This window comes from Chitinophaga sancti (genome assembly GCF_034424315.1).
Classification (GTDB): domain Bacteria; phylum Bacteroidota; class Bacteroidia; order Chitinophagales; family Chitinophagaceae; genus Chitinophaga; species Chitinophaga sancti.
The window spans coordinates 906,126-925,685 of sequence record NZ_CP139972.1 but is presented as its reverse complement, the minus strand read 5'-3'; the positions used below and the strand labels follow the sequence as shown (position 1 = coordinate 925,685).

At 47.3% G+C, this 19,560-nt stretch carries 14 protein-coding genes; 7 read left to right on the top strand and 7 right to left on the bottom strand.

The genetic code is table 11. The features are described from left to right. The first annotated feature begins 21 nt into the window (after nt 1-21). A complete protein-coding gene (locus tag U0033_RS03370) occupies nt 22-1,185 on the top strand; it encodes a glycoside hydrolase family 130 protein (RefSeq protein WP_072357605.1) in 1,164 nt (387 codons plus the stop codon). Nucleotides 1,186-1,398: 213 nt separating this feature from the next. Here the strand turns inward: U0033_RS03370 and U0033_RS03365 are convergent, their stop codons facing one another. The 3 genes from U0033_RS03365 to U0033_RS03355 form a co-directional block, all read right to left on the bottom strand. Further along, the gene (locus U0033_RS03365; protein WP_072357606.1) at nt 1,399-2,535 is read right to left on the bottom strand and encodes an efflux RND transporter periplasmic adaptor subunit; all 1,137 of its coding nucleotides are present in this window, start codon (nt 2,533-2,535) and stop codon (nt 1,399-1,401) included. 18 nt (nt 2,536-2,553) lie between these two features. Then, a complete protein-coding gene (locus tag U0033_RS03360) occupies nt 2,554-6,897 on the bottom strand; it encodes a CusA/CzcA family heavy metal efflux RND transporter (protein ID WP_072357607.1) in 4,344 nt (1,447 codons plus the stop codon). A 133-nt stretch (nt 6,898-7,030) separates the two neighbouring features. Beyond that, nucleotides 7,031-7,411 (bottom strand): hypothetical protein, encoded by a 381-nt coding sequence (locus U0033_RS03355; protein WP_143150633.1) that lies wholly within the window; start codon nt 7,409-7,411, stop codon nt 7,031-7,033. A 52-nt stretch (nt 7,412-7,463) separates the two neighbouring features. On the opposite strand from U0033_RS03355, the gene U0033_RS03350 reads away from it, so the two are divergent. Continuing rightward, nucleotides 7,464-8,036 (top strand): helix-turn-helix domain-containing protein, encoded by a 573-nt coding sequence (locus tag U0033_RS03350; protein WP_072357609.1) that lies wholly within the window; start codon nt 7,464-7,466, stop codon nt 8,034-8,036. On the opposite strand, the gene U0033_RS03345 is transcribed toward U0033_RS03350, so the two are convergent. Then, complete coding sequence (locus U0033_RS03345; protein ID WP_072357610.1) at nt 8,007-9,287, bottom strand: DUF5690 family protein; 1,281 nt, start codon at nt 9,285-9,287, stop codon at nt 8,007-8,009. The genes U0033_RS03350 and U0033_RS03345 overlap by 30 nt on opposite strands. A gap of 215 nt (nt 9,288-9,502) precedes the next feature. Here U0033_RS03345 and U0033_RS03340 point away from each other — a divergent pair, with 215 nt between their 5' ends. From U0033_RS03340 to U0033_RS03320, 5 genes are all read left to right on the top strand, one after another. Next, entirely contained in the window at nt 9,503-10,771 is a 1,269-nt protein-coding gene (locus U0033_RS03340; protein ID WP_072357611.1) for an aspartate aminotransferase family protein, read from the top strand. A 10-nt stretch (nt 10,772-10,781) separates the two neighbouring features. Beyond that, nucleotides 10,782-12,023, top strand: coding sequence for a phosphonoacetate hydrolase (gene phnA / locus U0033_RS03335; protein WP_072358278.1), 1,242 nt, complete (start codon nt 10,782-10,784; stop codon nt 12,021-12,023). After that, nucleotides 12,007-13,437, top strand: coding sequence for an aldehyde dehydrogenase family protein (locus tag U0033_RS03330; RefSeq protein ID WP_072357612.1), 1,431 nt, complete (start codon nt 12,007-12,009; stop codon nt 13,435-13,437). Before phnA ends, U0033_RS03330 begins: the two co-directional genes overlap by 17 nt. 12 nt (nt 13,438-13,449) lie before the next feature. Continuing rightward, complete coding sequence (locus tag U0033_RS03325; RefSeq protein WP_072357613.1) at nt 13,450-14,592, top strand: TIGR03364 family FAD-dependent oxidoreductase; 1,143 nt, start codon at nt 13,450-13,452, stop codon at nt 14,590-14,592. 96 nt (nt 14,593-14,688) lie between these two features. Then, the gene (locus tag U0033_RS03320) at nt 14,689-16,320 is read left to right on the top strand and encodes a L,D-transpeptidase family protein (RefSeq protein ID WP_072357615.1); all 1,632 of its coding nucleotides are present in this window, start codon (nt 14,689-14,691) and stop codon (nt 16,318-16,320) included. Nucleotides 16,321-16,483: 163 nt separating this feature from the next. Here the strand turns inward: U0033_RS03320 and U0033_RS03315 are convergent, their stop codons facing one another. From U0033_RS03315 to U0033_RS03305, 3 genes are all read right to left on the bottom strand, one after another. Beyond that, nucleotides 16,484-17,239 (bottom strand): murein L,D-transpeptidase catalytic domain family protein, encoded by a 756-nt coding sequence (locus U0033_RS03315; protein WP_072357617.1) that lies wholly within the window; start codon nt 17,237-17,239, stop codon nt 16,484-16,486. 329 nt (nt 17,240-17,568) lie between these two features. Beyond that, the gene (locus tag U0033_RS03310) at nt 17,569-18,618 is read right to left on the bottom strand and encodes an agmatine deiminase family protein (RefSeq protein WP_072357619.1); all 1,050 of its coding nucleotides are present in this window, start codon (nt 18,616-18,618) and stop codon (nt 17,569-17,571) included. Further along, entirely contained in the window at nt 18,618-19,493 is an 876-nt protein-coding gene (locus U0033_RS03305; RefSeq protein ID WP_072357621.1) for a carbon-nitrogen hydrolase, read from the bottom strand. Before U0033_RS03305 ends, U0033_RS03310 begins: the two co-directional genes overlap by 1 nt. Nucleotides 19,494-19,560 lie beyond the last annotated feature (67 nt).

The following is a 19,560-nucleotide window of genomic DNA, read 5'->3' as shown; positions in this document are numbered from 1 at the left end:
AATCAATAAAAATGAACGACTATGAATTTTGAACAGCGGCTGGCAGCATTGCAGCAATCATCCGAGGTATTGCTTAGCCGGCCTAACAGCCGGTTACCACTGGGCAATGGCGTGTATGACAGGTATGCACACCCTGTACTAACGGCAGCGCATACGCCAATATGCTGGCGCTATGACCTGCGGAAAGAAACGAATCCTTATCTCATGGAACGATATGGGATCAATGGGGTGTTTAATGCAGGAGCAATCAAATTTGAAGATAAATACCTGCTGGTGGCAAGGGTGGAATCCGTAGACAGGAAGTCGTTCTTTGCAGTGGCTGAAAGTCCGAACGGAACGGATCGTTTCAGTTTCTGGGATGAGCCGGTGACGATGCCGGAAACGGCAGATCCGGATACGAATGTATATGATATCAGGATGGTACAGCATGAAGATGGCTGGATCTATGGATTGTTCTGTACAGAACGGAAAGACCCTGCAGCACCGCCTGCCGACCAGTCAGCAGCGGTGGCCCAGTGCGGGATTGTACGGACCAGAGATCTGCGTAACTGGGAGCGCCTGCCTGATTTAATTACACCATCCCCACAGCAGCGCAATGTAGTACTGCATCCCGAATTTGTAAACGGGCAATATGCTTTCTATACAAGACCCCAGGATGGGTTTATCAATACTGGTTCCGGCGGTGGCATTGGATTCGGATTGGCGGCTAGTATGGAACAGGCTGTGATCAAAGAAGAACTTGTCATCGATCCGAGGGTGTACCACACTATTTCTGAAAGTAAGAACGGATTGGGGCCAGCGCCCATAAAGACGAAACTTGGATGGCTGCATCTCGCGCATGGGGTAAGAAATACAGCGGCCGGCCTGCGATATGTATTGTATTTGTTTATGACGGATCTGCAGGATCTTACAAAGGTGATTCATAAACCAGCGGGGTATTTCCTGGCACCGGAAGGAGAGGAGCGCGTTGGGGATGTTTCGAATGTAGTGTTTAGTAATGGATGGATTGCAGATGAGAATGGGGAGGTGTTTATTTATTATGGCTCCTCTGATACCAGGATGCATGTGGCGACGAGCACTATTGACAGATTACTGGATTATGTGGTGAATACGCCGGAAGATGGATTACGGTCTGCAGTAACTGTTGCGACCATCAATACAATAATAGCGCATAACAAAATTTGATTTTAATGAGGTTGGCTCATAAATAACGGTTGAGAATTGCTTAAACAGGTATTCGACTCCATCAGGGATAAGAATAAAAACAATCATGAAAGAGGGAATTCACCAACGGTAATGAAAACCTTTTTCAGAAAAAAGAGGCTGTATCGGACTTGTGATACAGCCTCTTTAAGAATTAGTCTTCGTTCCCGCTATTCTTCATCTTCATCAAGAGAACTATTCTTCATCCCCACTATTCTTCATCTTCATCAACACCGGATACGCATTATTGATCACATATTCCCCTTCAGGCAAATTGGTCCTGATCTCCGTAAAACCATCTGTATGCGCGCCAGTTTCAACAGGCAACATGGCAAAGGTATTCCCTCTATCCACTTTAAACACATAGTTCTTTCCCTGCCACTTCACTATTGCATTATCCGGTAAGGCTTTTACCATTGCATTGTTCAACGCAATTTCAGCATTCATAAACATTCCCGGCACCAGTCGCTTATCGTACTTTTTCAGATGACAGTGTACTTCAGCTGCATGGGATTCATCTACACCCTGTGTGATGAAATGTACCTCTGCCTGGTATTTTTCGCTGCTGTTATTTGTCCAGGCAATCACAGTCTGACCAGGGCTGATCTGCGACAGGTCTTTTTCAAATACTGTCAGGCTGAGGTGCAGGTCTGCCGGATCCAGCAGTTCGAACAACACATCTGTAGGCGCTACGTATTTGCCTGTATTTACATTCACCTTGCTCACATACCCGCTGATCGGTGCCAGGATACTAACCTGGCGACTGATGTTTGCGGACTTCAGGGTGGCCGGGTTAATATTGATCAGGTGCAGTTTTTCAGAGAGTGCACGTACGATCACCTTCTGGCTTTCGAAATCACTCTTTACCTGTTGTAGTACTTTATCACTGTTTGCTTTGGACTGATTCAGTTCCTGCTGGCGATTAAAATCTGCCTCAAGGTAGCTCAGTTTGCTCTGTGCTACGAGGTAGTCTTCCTGCAATTGCACATACTGGGGGTCTTCCAGTACGGCCAGTACCTGGCCTTTGCTGACCTGCATACCCGGCAGCAGGTTCATACGCTTTAAATAGCCGCCTAGTGGGATGCTGATGGAGTAGAGGTTCTGTGGAGGTACGTCAATAACACCGCTTACTTTCAGAGAGCTGTGCATCTGTTTCAGTTCAGGTTTGCCTGTTTCGACCCCTGCATTTTTCACCTGCATGGCATTGAGTTGCACAGTATTACTGCTGCTGTCTGCCGGCTGTGCTTTGGTGACTTCTTTATTGTCAGCTGAAGAATGACAGCCGGTCATGATGATCAGTGAACCTGCAAGAACGTTTAATATATCCCGCATGATGAGTATTTAAATGAGTTAGTTAATTCCGCTGATTTTTTCGATGTCAAAAGCAACATCGTTCAGTGCTATGATAAGATTATAGTAATTGCTGCGGGTTTCAATCGCCTGGTTGATCAGAATCGTCCATTCCAGGTAACTGGTTTCGCCGCTGTTGAGCCGTTTATTAGCTCCTTCGATGAGGATGCCGGCATTGGGTAATTGTACCGTCTTGTAAGTTTGTAACAATTCCTGGTAACGGGTGTAATTATTCAATGCCCTGCTCAGTTCCTGATCCAGTTGTTGTTTACTCGCAGCCAGTTCCTGCTGCTGTTGCTGAATGAGGATATTACCGGCCCTGATCCGCGCACGCTGTGCACCACCGAAGAGGGGAATACCGACACCTGCACTCACTGCGGAGAAGCGGGTACCACTTCCATAGAATTGTTCCCCGCTGCCTATGTTCTGGTATCCGATAATGCTACCGTTTGCATAACCGATATTCAGTGAAGGCAGCATTTTGCTTTTCTCCAGTTTGTATGCTGCACTGGTAGCTTCCAGTTGCTTCTGTTGTAATTGAAGGAGCGGAGCATTGCCTGAATTTTCCGGCAGTGTAGCCGGGTGATACACCAGGCTGTCTGCAACGGGAGCCAGGGGTGTATTACTATTCAATAAGATACCAAATAATTGAAGCGCTGCCGCATAATCCGTGTTCAGCATAGTCAGTTGTGCAGCTATCTGTAAACGCTGGTTTTCGGCAGTGGCTTTTTCCAGCGCATCGGTATCACCTGTTTTCAGGCGAAGGGTAGCTTTCGTTACAAAGGCAGCATAGATACTATCAGCTTCTACCAGCAGGCGTTTCTTTTCCTGCAGGGCCAGCAACAAATAGAATGTAGACTTCACCCTTGCTTTCAGTTCATTCTCCGCATTCCGGGTATGGGCCTGGCTAATCTGCCAATACGCTGTTCCCAGGTCACGCTGCCGCTTATACACCGTGGGGAACTCAATTCCCTGGGAGATAGTGAACCTGTTGTCATTTGCCTTACTATTAATATGGCCGTACTCTGCGCCGATCTGCATTTTATCAGGGTTAAAACTACTTTTGCGCAGCATGGCATAATAGTCCTCGCCTGATTTTGCAGCTTTAATACGCAGGTTATTTTTCACCGCCATATCCAGGGATTGCTGCAGGTTTATTTTGTCCTGCGCATGCAAACCAGCACCGAGTAATAACAAAATAGCGACCGCAGCCCCTTTCTTATAGAAGCGGAATCCTTTCTCAAAAAGGATATATAATACGGGTAATACAAAAAGTGTCAACATAGTAGATACGATCAAACCACCAATTACCACGGTGGCCAGTGGTTTCTGTACTTCTGCACCGGCGCCGGTACTGATGGCCATGGGAATAAAGCCCAGTGAGGGTACCAGTGCCGTCATTAATACCGCACGTAGTTTGGACTTGGTAGCATGGATCACAATACGCCGTACATCATGCCAGCCGTCCTTCTTCAACCGGTTAAATTCATTCACCAGCAGGATCCCGTTCAATACAGCGACCCCGAAGAGCGCAATAAAACCTACGCCTGCAGAGATACTGAATGGCATACCACGCAGCCCCATGGCAAAGATGCCACCGATAGCAGACAAGGGTATAGCCGAGTAGATAAGCAGGCCCTGCTTGATAGAAGAAAATGCGAAATACAACAAAAGGAAGATCAGTAATAACGCGATCGGTACTACGATAGATAAACGTTGTTTAGCGCCGGTAAGGTTGTCAAAAGCACCGCCATATACAATAGAATATCCCAAAGGCAGTTTCACCTGCGCAGCTACCTTCTGTTGCAGTTCCTGTACGATGGTCTGCACATCACGGCCGTTCACGTTGAAACCAACAATGATCCTTCTCCTGGTATTTTCACGCTGGATCTGGTTAGGGCCTTCGATCTCTTTGATCTCTGCTACCTGGTAGAGAGGGATCTGGATTCCATTTGCAGCGGGCACTAACAGGTTTTCCACGTCAGAGATGTTTTGCCTGGCTTCACCAGCCAGTCTTACCACCATATCAAACCGTTTCTCCCCTTCATACACAACACCGGCACTCTGACCGGCAAAGGCTGTATTCACGACCCTGTTAATATCACTTACATTCAATCCATAACGGGCCATCGCATCACGGTTGTAATTGATCACGATCTGCGGCATACCGGTTACACTCTCTACATAGAGGTTCACCGCACCTTTTACAGTACGGATCACGTCTCCCAGTTTATTCGCATAAAATGCCAGTGAATCCAGGTCCTCCCCGAAGATCTTACACACTACATCCTGTCGGGCACCTGTCATCAACTCATTGAAACGCATCTGTACAGGGAACTGGAAACCTACGCTGATACCCGGTACCACCGAAAGCGCTTCGGTCATCTTTTGCGATAACTCAGGGAATGATTTTGCAGAGGTCCATTCCTTTTTGGGTTTCAGGATCACCATCATGTCCGCAGCCTCCAGAGGCATCGGATCTGTAGGGATTTCCGCACTACCTATCTTGGTCACCACTTTCTGTACTTCAGGAAATTGCTTCAGTAAGATACCGGAAGCCTGTTGAGTGGCCTTAATGGTCGTCTTCAGGTTACTCCCCGTGAGCAGGCGGGTTTCCACGGCAAAGTCACCTTCTTCCAGCTGGGGAATGAACTCACCACCCATCTGCCCCAGCACGATCACGGCCAGTATCATCAATACACAGATACCTGCGATAATGGTACGCGGAAAGTTCATGACACGACTTAGCACCGGTTGATAGAGCCGCTCCAGGCGCATCATCATCTTATCGGCCAGAGAAAGTTTATGAGAGATCTTTTTATTCAGGCACAAGGCACTCATCATCGGCACATAGGTGATAGACAACAGGAATGCGCCTAAGATGGCAAAGGCAACTGTCAGGGCCATCGGCTTGAACATCTTGCCTTCAATGCCCTGTAAGGAAAGGATCGGGAAATATACGATGAGGATAATGATCTGGCTGAATACAGCAGAGCGGATCATCAGACCGGTGCTTGTGTTCACTTCTTTATCCATCTGCTCCTGGGTAATAAGACCGGTATTCCTGAAATGTTTGGAATGCGAAAACCGGTGCAGGATCGCTTCTACCACGATCACCGTACCATCTACGATCAGGCCAAAATCTATCGCACCAAGGCTCATCAGGTTACCGCCTACGCCAAACTTGTTCATCAGGATAATAGCGAACAGCATGGAAAGGGGAATTACAGAAGAAACAATGAGCCCTGCCCTGAAATTGCCGAGGAAAAAGACCAATACAAAAACCACGATCAGCGCACCTTCCATTAAGTTTTGCTCCACCGTTTGGATGGCATTGTTCACCATTTTGGTACGATCCAGGAAAGGCTCAATCACAACACCTTCGGGCAATGCTTTCTGAATTTCGGCAACTTTTGCTTTCACTCTTTTAATTACTGCAGAAGAGTTTTCACCCTTCAGCATCATCACCACGGCACCAGCTACTTCACCATCCTGGTTAAAACACATGGCACCATAGCGGGTGGCTGCACCCAGGTGTACTTCAGCCACATCCCGGATCAGCAGGGGCACGCCATTATTGAGGTTCTTCACCACGATCTTTTCAATATCGGCGAGACTGCCGGTCAGCCCTTCACTTCGGATATACAACACGGTAGGGCCTTTTTCAATATAGGCACCACCGGTATTCTGGTTATTTTTCTCCAGTGCGTCAAAAACCTCTGCGATGGTAATGCCATATGCTTTGAGTTGTTCGGGGCGTACAGCGATTTCATATTGCTTCAGTACCCCCCCAAAACTGCTCACATCCGCCACTCCCGGGGTACCTAATAACAGGCGGCGTACGGTCCAGTCCTGCAGGGTACGGAGGTCCATAGCGGTGTATTTCCCTTCATAGCCTTTTTTAGGCCTTACTACGTACTGGTAGATCTCGCCAAGCCCGGTGGTCACAGGGGCCATTTCAGGCTTTCCTATACCATTGGGAATCGCATCCTGCACCTGTGCCAGGCGTTCTGCAATCTGTTGACGTGCCCAGTAAATATCTGTTTCATCATTGAACACGACTGTAACGAGAGAAAGACCAAAGCGGGAAAAACTCCGGAGTTGTTTCAATCCTGGTATATTACTACAGGACTGTTCGATAGGGAAGGTAATGAGGCGTTCTACATCCGGTGCGCCCAGGGCAGGAGATACGGTGATCACCTGTACCTGGTTGTCCGTAATATCCGGTACTGCATCAATAGGTAAGCGGGTTACTTCGTAGGTACCCCAGCCGACGAGGGCAATAACAAATAGCCCAATGATCAGCTTATTCTTTACAGAAAAGCTAATTATTTTATTTAGCATAATAAATCAGATTCGATCAGATAGAAATGGAAGGAGCCTGGTGACTATTTAAAAAAACATTTAAATGAATCACTCCCGGGGGAATAGCCGCTTCCTAAGTCAGGAAATAGGTGGTACTATAATACCAAAATGATTATACCCGTGGAGGACGGAAAAGATCACTGGTAGCTGGATTGGGAAGTCGGTCTTCATCCGGCTCGGGGTATTGTATATCTTCATTAACCACTGCCTGTACCTTGAGGTTTGTAATTTTGGCGAGCGGTGTGAAAATCTGATGAACGGTGGCACTGTTCACCTTTTTGAAAGGTAACTGGTTGTCGCGATCCTGGTCGTTGTCGTTATCATCTTTACTCAAATAGTGCATAGAAAGGAACTGCATCACAGTCAGATTTCCATCCTGTGCGCGATGCTCAATGTAGTGCGCCACCAGCACCGGCAGCTTCAGGAGCTGATCGAATGAGATGGTGTGCAGCGTAAAGAGCCCCATTAATATGTATAGGCGTAATTTTCCCACGACAGTGCAAAGATAAATATTCTATCTTTATGCTGAAGCCTTATCTTATAATATGCAGGAAGATATACTGATCCAAATCGGAAACAAGATCAAAGAGATTCGTAAAGCTAAAGGAATCACCGTACAGGAACTCGCCAGCAAGGCCGATGTGAGTAAAGGTTTAATTTCACAGATTGAAAATAATCGTACCATTCCTTCCCTGCTGGTATTGATGAATATTATAACTTCCCTGGATCTGGACCTCAATGAATTTTTTAAGGGCATCGAACAACAGGCCAGTGCATCACATGTAATTGTGAAGCGGAGTGAGGAATACTATGAATTTGAAAAGGAGAAAACAAAAGGATTCCGGTATAAACGCATTATGACCCGTAACCTGAAGAATTTTCCGGTGGATATAGTCATGCTGGAACTAAAGCCAGGTGCAAAAAGGAGCAATATGGTGAAGACGGAGGCCTATGAATATAAATATATCATTCAGGGTACAGTGGAGTACCTGATCAATAACGAAAAGCATATATTATACGCGGGTGATTCCATCTTTTTTGATGGCAGGCAAGGTCACCGGCCTGCAAATATCGGGGAGGACACTGCTTTAATTCTGGTAGCTTACTTTTTTATCTAAGAGTAATTTTTTAAAAAATAATACACAGGTAAAGAGGAGTAGCCCTCCACCTATGGTCATTACACAGCTAAACTGGGCCATGGTGTCAGACCACTTCACTGTTTTAGCAAAGAACTCCTTATAGAAGAGGATGCCAACGCTGCCAAGGTAGCCCACGGCATCGCAGAGATAGACAAAGTAACCAGCATTAGCACGGATATTAAATAAAGCGATCATCCTTTCGAAGAGAGCAACCTGGACCGGCACATAGGCAAGGAACAAGCCCATCCCTAACCACAGCATCCAGTTGAATCCCGAAATAAGGTGTATATGATATAAGAAGGTGCTGATTCCGCCCAATAACACCCCCGCAATGATCATACCCATGGTGGCATGAAAAGCTTTCTCATTATTTTTAATGGCACTCAGGGCGCCCACTGCAATGAGTACAAAGATGCTGCAGAGCACTTCTGTCTGCGCAAGCACCGCTTTACTCCAGTGTGAATCGAGTTCATTCCAGATCTCTACCGAAAAGTTATCCCTGAAATCGCGCATAGTGGCCAGCATACAGTAAACAATCATGATACCTGCTATGCCGGGGCCGTATTGACGGAGTACATTCGTTTTATCAGCCCGGGTCATGGGCGGCCTTTCTGCACGCAATAGTTTATCTGATGCAGTTGGGGCAGGGATCACGGAAAGCATCCAGACAAAGAAGCAGAAGAAGGGAAAGGCAATGGCACCAATGGTGAAGGGTAGCCAGAATTCAGGGATATGAGGAAAGTAACTATGCACTTCCAGGTAAAATGTTTTTAAGATCCCGCTGGCGGCGATGATGCTGATGCTAAGCCCGATGGACAATACTTCGGTATACTTACGGCCTTCGAGAAAACTAAAAACCACCCCCCAGATCATGCCTAGCGGAAGCCCGTTGAAGAACAGGAAAATAAAATTATAGGGATAAGGTACCAGGCCGAAGAACAATAATGCGATGGCTGAAAAGGCCACCAAGGCTATGATGAGTTTAACCCTGCTGCCGGGGCGGAGTTCGGAAATGACTTTGATGCCAATGAATTTGGAAGTCATATAACCAAGTACCTGGGAGATGATCAGGATGGCTTTATAACCCATTCCAAATAAAGTGTAAGAAGTATAGAGACCTGTAGACATCGGCTTACGAAAGGCATACATACAGAAATAAGTGCCAAAGGAGGCGATCAGGCACCAGATGGTGAACCAGGGGCCGGAGGCATTTTTGAGTAAGCGATGCATAGGGGAGAAAGTTTAATATTTGTAAATATATTGTGGGAATGTTAAGCCAGGGTTAAGTAAAAATTAAGTCTTAATTAATATGGCAGTGAGAATTTCCCTAAACCGGGCGGGGTCATTGTTTAGTATTACTAAAACCTGGCACTCCCCATTGTTTTACTATTACTTAACAATTTGTTAAGCTACACTAAACAAATTCTTTTAGATATTTGTCTGGTATGGAAGCGGAATTCTCAGCAAAAGAAGGGGATATTAACCTTTCCGAAAATAGGCAGCAATGGATGAGCCGGCACATTGATGCCGCCACTACAGAGCTATTGAAGGCAGATGCACAGGTGTTTCTGCACCAATCGCTCTCTACTCCCTGTATGGATGTACTGACCGGCGCAGCAGGTATTTACATCATCAATCAGCAGGGAAAAAAGTACATGGACTTTCATGGTAACAGTGTACACCAGCTCGGTTACCAGAATAAATATATCACGGACAGGGTGAAAGCGCAGATGGATACCCTTGCTTTTTCTCCCAGGCGGTTTACCAATGTGCCAGCGATACAACTGGCCGAAAGACTGACCACAGGAGCCTTAAGCAGGGTATTATTTGCGCCGGGTGGCACATCTGCCATCGGGATGGCACTGAAACTGGCACGGGTGGTAACGGGGAAATACAAGACGATTTCCCTGTACGACTCCTTTCACGGCGCATCGCTGGACAGCATTTCAGTAGGTGGCGAATACCAGTTTCACCAGGACATGGGCCCACTGCTAACTGGTAGTATTCATGTACCGCCACCTGATATACACAGGGGGATCTGGAAAGATGAAATGATGTACGCAGACTACATTGAATATGTGATCGAAAAAGAAGGAGATATCGGTGCACTGGTGGCCGAAACGATTCGTAGTACTGATGTGATCATCCCTTCAAAAGCATACTGGAAAAGGCTGCGGGAGATTTGTTCCAAAAATGGTGTACTCCTCATCCTGGACGAAATTCCAATTTGCATGGGGCGTACGGGTACGCTTTACGCCTTTCAGCAATACGGCATCGAACCTGACATCCTCGTGCTTGGCAAAGGCTTAGGTGCAGGTTTAATTCCAATGGCAGCCATGCTTTGTAAAGAAGAATACAATAAGGCTGCGCATCTTTCACTCGGACATTATACCCATGAAAAGAACCCATTGGGTGCAGCCGCTGCCCTCGCAGCACTGGACTATATGGAAGAACATAAAATACTGGATCATGTGAAAGAAATGGAAGCGCATATCGCTACAAGACTGGAAAGATTTAAGCACCGAGGCAAAGGAATGCTCTGGGCAATAGAAGCGGGCAATGCAGAGCAGGCATTGTACCGCTGCCTGGAGCAGGGTTTGAGTTTCAAAGTTTCCAGCGGCCGGGTATTATCCCTGTATCCGCCACTGATCACGACAAGAGAAGAAATGGACCAGGCTCTCGACATCATCATCACCGCCATCACTGAACCATAAAATGAATCACATGTCCATATCAACCTTACCCTTTACTGCGAACGGCATTCATTACCAGCCGGCGGCTGTGCCCATCGTGGTGATCTGCCTGGATGGCTCTGCCGATGAATACCTGGATATTTCCCTTGCGTTTGACCGCATGCCTCACCTGAAGAAAATGATAAAGCAGGGATATAGAGGAATGGTAAGAGGTGCACTGCCTTCTTTTACAAACGTGAACAATTCATCTATCGTTACCGGTGTGGCACCTGCCGTACATGGCATTAGTGGCAACTACTTCTATGATGCCGCCCTGGACCAGGAAGTGATGATGAATGCCGCCTCGTATCTGCGGGCAGAAACCCTGCTGGCCGCAGCCGCCAATGCAGGCCGGAAAGTAGCCGTGGTCACCGCGAAAGAAAAGCTCCGCGACATCCTGTCTCACAATATGAAAGGGATTGCGTTTTCTGCAGAGAAAGCTGCTGCTGCAACAATTGCCACACACGGCATTGATGATGCAGAACAATTGACAGGTGAACCTGCTCCCGCCATCTACAGTGCTGCTGCCAGCCTGTTTGTATTACGGGCTGGGAATGCCCTGCTGCGCGCAGGCAGAGCGGATTTCCTGTACCTGTCACTCACAGATTATATGCAGCATACCTATGCACCGGAGGCTCCTGAATCTTTGGATTTCTATGCAGCCATCGATCATGAACTGGGTCAGTTACTGGAAGCAGGTGCCATTGTAGGTGCCACCGCCGATCATGGTATGAATGCGAAACAATTACCTGATGGCAGTCCGAACGTAATCTACGTAGAAACCCTGCTGGATAAGCAATTTGGCGTAGGTAACCGGGTGATCTGCCCCATCACCGATCCTTATGTAAAGCATCATGGTGCCCTGGGTTCCTATGTAGTCGTGCATCTTGCAGATCCTGCCAGGACAGCAGAAATAGGCAATTGGTTATTACAGCAGCCGGGTATCACAGAAGTGTACGACCGCGATACTGCCGTTCGTTTACTGGAACAGCCGGCTGACCGCATTGGTGACCTGGTGGTACTTTCTGCCCGCAATGTAGTACTGGGTCGTAGCCCTGCTCATCATGACCTGTCCGCACTGGATAGCGGTCTCCGTTCCCATGGCGGCCGTTATGAGGAAATGGTGCCCCTGCTCATTTCTCATCCCCTGAATGCAACCTATATGCGAAAAGCGGCTGGTGATGCCCGCAACTTTGATGTATTTGATTTTACGATTAATGGAACCGGTAAATAAGTACTCCCTGCATTGCTATGCAGCAGGCAACATAATACAGGGCCAGGATCAGCTCACGATCCGCAGTCCTTACGATCAGCGGGTAATTGGCACCCTCTCCACGGTGAAAAGGGCAGATACCCTGGCCACCATCGAAGCGGCATTCGTACAAAAACCGCTTATGAGCCATTTTGAGCGCTACCAGGTCCTGAATAAGGCCCAAACACTCCTTGGGGAGAGAAAAGCCGAATTTGGGGCTTTAATTAGCGCAGAATCGGGTCTCTGTATCAGGGAGGCAATGTACGAAACGGGAAGGGCAATGGATGTGTTACTGTTTGCCGCCATTGCCGCCCTCCAGGAACCGGGCCAGGTCTTTTCCTGCGATGTCTCTCCGCATGGCAGGGCCAGGAAGATCTATACGGTGCAGGAACCTGTGGCCCTGGCAGTCGCCATCACCCCCTTTAACCATCCCCTGAACCAGGTAGCTCATAAAGTGGCCCCGGCACTGGCAGCAGGTACACCGGTGATCCTGAAACCTTCGGAGAAAACACCGCTTACCGCCATCCGCTTTGTAGAATTGCTCTACGAAGCAGGCCTGCCCCCACATATGCTGAGTGTATTGCTGGGGCCTACAAATGAAGTAGCAGAAGTGCTGGTCAGCGATCCGCGGGTGTCTGTTGTGTCATTTACAGGTAGTGTGGCAGTGGGCAAACGCATCGCACAAACCGCAGGTTATAAAAAGGTGATCCTGGAACTGGGTGGCAACGATCCTTTGATCATCCTGGAAGATGCAGACATGGAACTGGCGGTAACCCTGGCAGCCGAAGGTGCCTTCAGGAATTCCGGGCAGCGCTGCACAGCGGTTAAACGCATCCTGGTACAGGAAAGTATCCACGATGAATTCGTTACGAACTTTATTGAAAAAACAAAGACCTATACCTGCGGAGACCCCGCCCATCCTGACACGATCGTAGGCACCGTCATCGACGAAGCAGCCGCTATTCACCTGGAGCTATTAATTGAAAAGGCGGTAGCACAGGGCGCTCAACTCCTTCAGGGTGGTACACGCCAGGGCGCGCTGTTACAACCAGCCGTGCTCACACAGGTACCCCGGCATGCAGAAATGGTCGTACAGGAAGCTTTCGGGCCACTGGCACCTGTCATGGCTGTAAAAGATATCGAAGATGCGGTAACCCTTGCCAACAGTACTGCCTATGGGCTATCTTCCGGCATAGTGACCAGCAACCTGCAGCATGCCATGTATGCCATCAAACATATCAAAGCCGGCACCGTTAATATCAACGAAGTACCAGGTTACAGAATTGAACATTCTCCCTTCGGAGGCATTAAAGACTCAGGGCTGGGTATTAAAGAAGGTGTAACTGAAGCAATGAAAACCTTTAGTTTCACAAAAACTTATTCCCTGCCCTGGTAAAATTTCAGGACTATGCAACAATTTGATCTGATAATAATCGGCGGAGGCATTCTTGGTACCAGCCATGCCTTTCATGCACTGCAAAAAGGATTGAAAGTACTCATCCTGGAAAGGGATAGCTACCCCCTTGGCGCTACCGTTCGTAACTTCGGACAAGTAGTACCTTCCGGCCTCGCAGATAAATGGTTTGACTACGGCCTCACCGGGTTAGCCCTCTATAAATCTATCCAGCAGAAAGGAGATATTTCTGTAAGACAAAACGGAAGTATCTACATCGCTTCTGATGAAGATGAACAGGCACTGATCCATGAGCTGAAAGCTCATTATGATCATATAGGCTACCAGGCACAATTACTTTCTGCCACGGAGGTACAACAACGTTACCCGGCCATCAAACCGGCATATGCCAAAGAAGCCCTCTTCTTTCCTGAAGAAGTCAGTGTAGAACCGGATAAAATGATCCATCGCCTGCATGCGTTCTTGAAAGAACAACACAAGCTGCAGATCCAATATTACACCCCGGTCACTTCCATTGAAGAAGCAAAGGGTCAGGTAATTATCAATGGACATTTCCAGGCTGGTAAAGTCATCATCTGCTGCGGCCATGAAGGGAAATTATTATTCCCCGAAATCTTTTCCGCCAGCGGACAGGTAGTAAGCAAACTACAGATGCTCCGTTCTATCCCGATGCCGGAACTACCACTAAAAGGAAACATCCTCACCGGCCTTACCATCCGCCGCTATGAAAGTTTTGCTACCTATTGTCCTTCATTTAACAGGATCAAAACGCCTCAACATTATGAAGAACTAAAAAAATGGGGCATTCATATCTTATTCAAACAGGCGACAGACAATAGCATTATCATTGGCGACAGCCACGAATATGCACCTATCCATCAGTCAGACGATCTCGGGTTTCACACCAATCACTATATCAATGAACTGATCCTCGAAGAAGCCTCACATATCATCAATATCGGGAGTAGGCAAATAGCCTCCTGCTGGAATGGCTTTTACGCACAGCACAATGAAAATAATATATTCGAAAAGGATGTAAGCCCGCAAATCCATATCCGTACAGGGATAGGAGGGAAGGGCATGACCGCTGGTGCAGGTTATGCAAAAGAGAGTGTGGACCTGCTTTATGGGATTTAATACCCAAACTGCGGAAAATTCTTTTCATCCGCAATCGTTCCGGGGCTGTGAAGCGCAGTCCCGGACACAGGCACAGGTTTTGCATTTATTCCGGGTATGAAGAAAGCATTGATCATTTCGGCTTTTGCGATCTGCCTGTTCGCAGCCTGTAAATCCGGAACAAACAATAAAACAAACGGCGATCACGCTGCACAGCATAATGATATACCTGTTAGCCCCAGGAATAATGATATTAGCCCGGCAAACGCGTACAATGCTCTTTTCCTTGGACCCAAAGATGTAGAGAAATTCATTACCAACCAGCAACTGGATAGTAACCTGGCGAACAGGCTGCGTAGTTTTTACAACGCACGCAATTTTGAATATGCATGGTTCGATACCGCTGGTTTGAATGAACAGGCTTATGGGTTTCGCAGCCTCTATGATTATAGTGTAGATACCAGCGAAACCAATAAGGCCCTGGAATATCGCCTCAATGCACTCATGAACAATGAACAGGATTCAGCCATCTCAGCGACTAATGCTAGTATTGTAAAGACGGAGTTGCAGCTGACACAGCGCTTCATTACCTATTTTCTCGATGCACATAAAGATGATAAAGATGCCGTGAAAATCATGGAGCACTATGTACCCATGCAAAAGAACGGGATCCTGCAACTGGCTGATGCCGTCATCTCCGGCAAAGGCTATCATTCTACCGAAATAAAGAACGTATACGGTGACCTCATAAAGGAACTGGAAAAATATACATCCATTGCAAAGAAAGGCAGCTGGGATAGTATTCCTGTAGAGAAGAAAAAGAAATATAAGAAAGGAGATAATAGCCCGGTCATCGCCGCTATCAAACATCGATTGCAGGCAACGGGCGAACTGGATGGTAAGGATACGACCGGCGTATTTGACGACGCAATGGAAGCCGCGGTCAATAAATTCGAAGCAAGCCATGGCCATACACCCAGGGGCATCATCACGGATACCCTTGTACGTGAAATGAATGTACCAGCAATTACAATCGTGGAGAAATTACTGATCAACATGGAACGTATGCGCTGGATACCACCGGTGCCGCAAGGCAGGCTGATCATGGTGAACATCCCTGAGTTCATGCTGCATGCATGGGATGGCAGGAACAAAGATTTCGATATGGCAGTGGTAGTCGGCAAGGAAGGTAAAAGTACGACCAGTTTCAGCGGTGATCTCAACCAGGTCGTGTTCAGTCCTTACTGGAACCTGCCCCGCAGTATTATCAAAGAAGAAGTATTACCAGCCATGAGCAGGAACAAAGGCTACCTGGCAAGTCATCATATGGAAGTGACCGGCGAAAGAAACGGTGTGCCGGTGATCAGGCAGGTACCTGGAAAAGAAAATCCATTGGGCAGGGTGAAATTCCTGTTTCCCAACAGCTTTAATATATATTTCCACGATACGAATCAAAAGGAATTATTCAACAAGGATCAACGTGCGTATAGCCATGGCTGTATCAGGTTGTCTGATCCTGTGAAAATGGCGAATTACCTGCTGCATGATCAGCCGGAATGGACAGCAGAAAAGATTGATAGTGCAATGAACAGTGGAAAAGAAAAGTATGTCAGGGTGAAGAACCCGGTACCCGTTATGATCACCTACTATACTACCTGGGTAGGCACAGACGGTCAGCTGCATGTGGTGGAAGACATTTATGATCATGACCGTAAAATAGCTGCGAAACTATTTACTGACGTACGCTAAAAACTCCGTACATCCCCCTGGCCCTTTTCATACTCCTGCGCATCTGTTAACTCTTCTGATGTGTCTGTTGCGTGATAATGTGTCATTGAGCGCCGAAATGTGTAATGAAGAGGGGCCAGGGTGGATGAAGAACGGACATCTGCCTTTATTTGGAAATGGATGTTTATGCGATCGTGGTATCAACCGGCAGGGATTCCAATATCCTGGAATGTGCCATGTAATACTTATCCGGACTATACAGGAAAAGACAAGATCCATCCTTAATCATTTCAATAATCTTCCGGTGCACTTTCTCCGGAATTGCCGGACACCCCAGGCTCCGTCCAATATAACCCTGCAATGCCGCTAACTTTTCATTCACGTATGCAGCACTGTGCATCACAATACCCCGGCTCATTGCATTGTCATTGATACCCTGCTCCTGACCTGCCAGGCGAAGACTATAACCATGCTCTCCCCTGTAAGTATCACCCGTTACATAAAAGCCCAGGCTACTCTTAAAGCTCTCCGGAGAATTTGAAAACGTAGTCGCTACATCCGTTCCGGAATTACGACCATGAGACACAAGGGTATTGAACAACACTTTCCCGTTTTTCAGATCTATCACGAACAGTCGCTTCTTACTGGAAGCTAAACTGAAATCCACGATAGTGATCAGGTCAGTGTTTGCCAGTTTTCCCTCAGCCTCCAGTTTTTCCATACCCTGGATAGCGTAGTTGAATGCGGTGCGGGATAATCCCATTGAATCCAATGCCAGTGCATCGTACAACATCGCCTTACTGCCCATAGCAGATTTGTTGATCGCGATTGTGTTGTTTGCCCTGTGACCGGTAGAAGGTAGTACTCCAAATGTTGTGACTGCAAAAACTCCGGCGGCAAAGGTGTACTGTGTAATTTTTTTAATAACAGGTTTCTTCATCTAAGGAATTGGTTAGGTTTTTTTAATAAGGATAGTACACTCGAAATAGTAGGACAGGGCAAAGGTAAGATTGAAAATGTGAAAGAAATGTGAAGGGGAAGGTAGGAGTGCGAACGGGGCAATTGCTAGAATCGGGCGATATGCAACAGTGGTGCACATCTAAAAGAATCAGGCCGGTAGCGGCCGCTGAGCTTTTTTAACAATAAGATGACATTAAAACACCCTCATATAACGGAATTCAGGGATGTGTTTTAGCTTAAAAAAGGCGCTGTTGCGAGGGCAACAGCGCCTTTTTGGCGTATAATTTTATCCGGGATTTCTACTGAACTTTATACCAATGGTTCCTGCTGACTCAGGCAGTGAAAACTACCCAACCCCCAGATGATCTCAGTAGAATCTACGCCTACCACCTCACGGGTTTTAAAGCATTCCTGGATAATCTGCAGAGCTTTATCATCCTGTGCACAACGGTAGGTAGGAACGATCACATGGTTATTACTGATATAGAAATTCGCATAGGAAGCCGGCAAGCGCTGGTCTTCATACACCACTGCATCCGGCATTGGCAGTTCAACTACGTTCAGTTGTTTACCATTCAGCAGGCGCATTCCTTTCAACTGTTCCAGGTTGGTCTGCAGCAGCTCATAGTTCTCGTCCTCCTTGTTGCTTTCTACTACAGTCAGTACAGTGTCTTCATTTACGAAACGAACGGTATCATCAATATGACCGTCTGTATCATCCCCGATAATACCTTCGGCTACCCACAGTACCTGGTCTACACCATAAAAATCCTGTAAATAGGTTTCAATCTGTGCCTGGTTGAGGTGCGGGTTCCTGTTTTCATTCAGCAGGCAACAGGTAGAGGTCAATACTGTACCTGCGCCATTGAATTCTACAGAACCACCTTCCATTACGATCCCCGGGTGGAATACCGGCAATTTAAAATGATTCGCGATCAGGGTAGGGATCACATCATCCTTATCAAAAGGAGGATACTTACCACCCCATGCGTTATATCCCCAGTCTACGATCACTTTCTTCTCTGCAGCAGTTGGATTGATCAGGAAAGCAGGGCCATGGTCACGGCACCAGGCATCGTTGGTAGGATGCAGGAAGAATTCCACCTTGTCCATCTGCACGCCGGCTTTTTGCAGATGTGCAGCCGCAGCGGCTTTCATGGCTTCATCGGCCACGTTGATGCGTACCAGCTCACTCATGGCCAGGTATTTTACAAACTGGCTGTAGTAGGGATAGATCGCATCGATCTTGCCGGGCCAGCTAGCTTCTTTATGCGGCCAGCTCAGCCAGGTAGCGACATGCGGATGGAATTCGGCAGGGAAGAAGTATCCCTGCTGTTTCAATGTTGGTTGTCCGTTCATTATGCTTCGTCGATAAATCTTTTAGTGATGTTGCCGTAGGAGTCGATCCTTCTGTCACGCATGAAAGGCCAGTGGGTGCGGTATCTGTCGGTTACAGACAGGTCCAGCTCTTCCACATGGATTTCCTCATTTTCATGAGAAGCCTGGTAGATCACGGTACCAAACGGGTTGGAGATAAAGGAACCACCCCAGAACTTCATGCGGCCTTCCTGCTCAAAACCGGTACGGTTCACGCTTACCACGTGGATACCGTTAGCTACGGCGTGGCTGCGCTGAATGGTCTGCCAGGCATTGTATTGTTCCACATTGGTCGCCTCATCCTGTGAAGTAGCCCAGCCGATAGCGGTAGGGTAGAAGAGGATTTCCGCACCCATGAGGGCAGTGATACGCGCTGCTTCAGGATACCACTGATCCCAGCAGATAAGTACACCGATGGTCGCGAATTTGGTTTTGAAAACTTTATAGCCTAAATCACCGGGCGTGAAATAGAATTTTTCGTAGTAAGCCGGATCATCCGGAATGTGCATCTTACGGTATTTGCCAAGGTAAGATCCGTCAGCATCCAGCACAGCAGTCGTGTTGTGGTACAGGCCAGCCGTTCTTTTTTCAAAGAGGGAGGCAATGATCACAACACCCAGTTCACCAGCTACCTTCTGAAGGGCATCTGTGGAAGGACCAGGAATAGGCTCGGCGAGAGAGAAATTGTCGTAATTCTCTTCATCACAAAAATAAAGGGAAGTAAACAGCTCCTGTAAACAAACGATCTGTGCACCTTTGGCGGCGGCAATCTTTACCTGCTCTATGGCTTTGGCAAGGTTTTCCGCCTTATTGGCCGTACAATTCATTTGCACAAAACCTACTTTGACTTTTGACATTTACCAGTGTTTAATTTTTGAAAAAGAAGCGGCAAATTTACGGAATTTTAAGGAGAATATGGCCTGC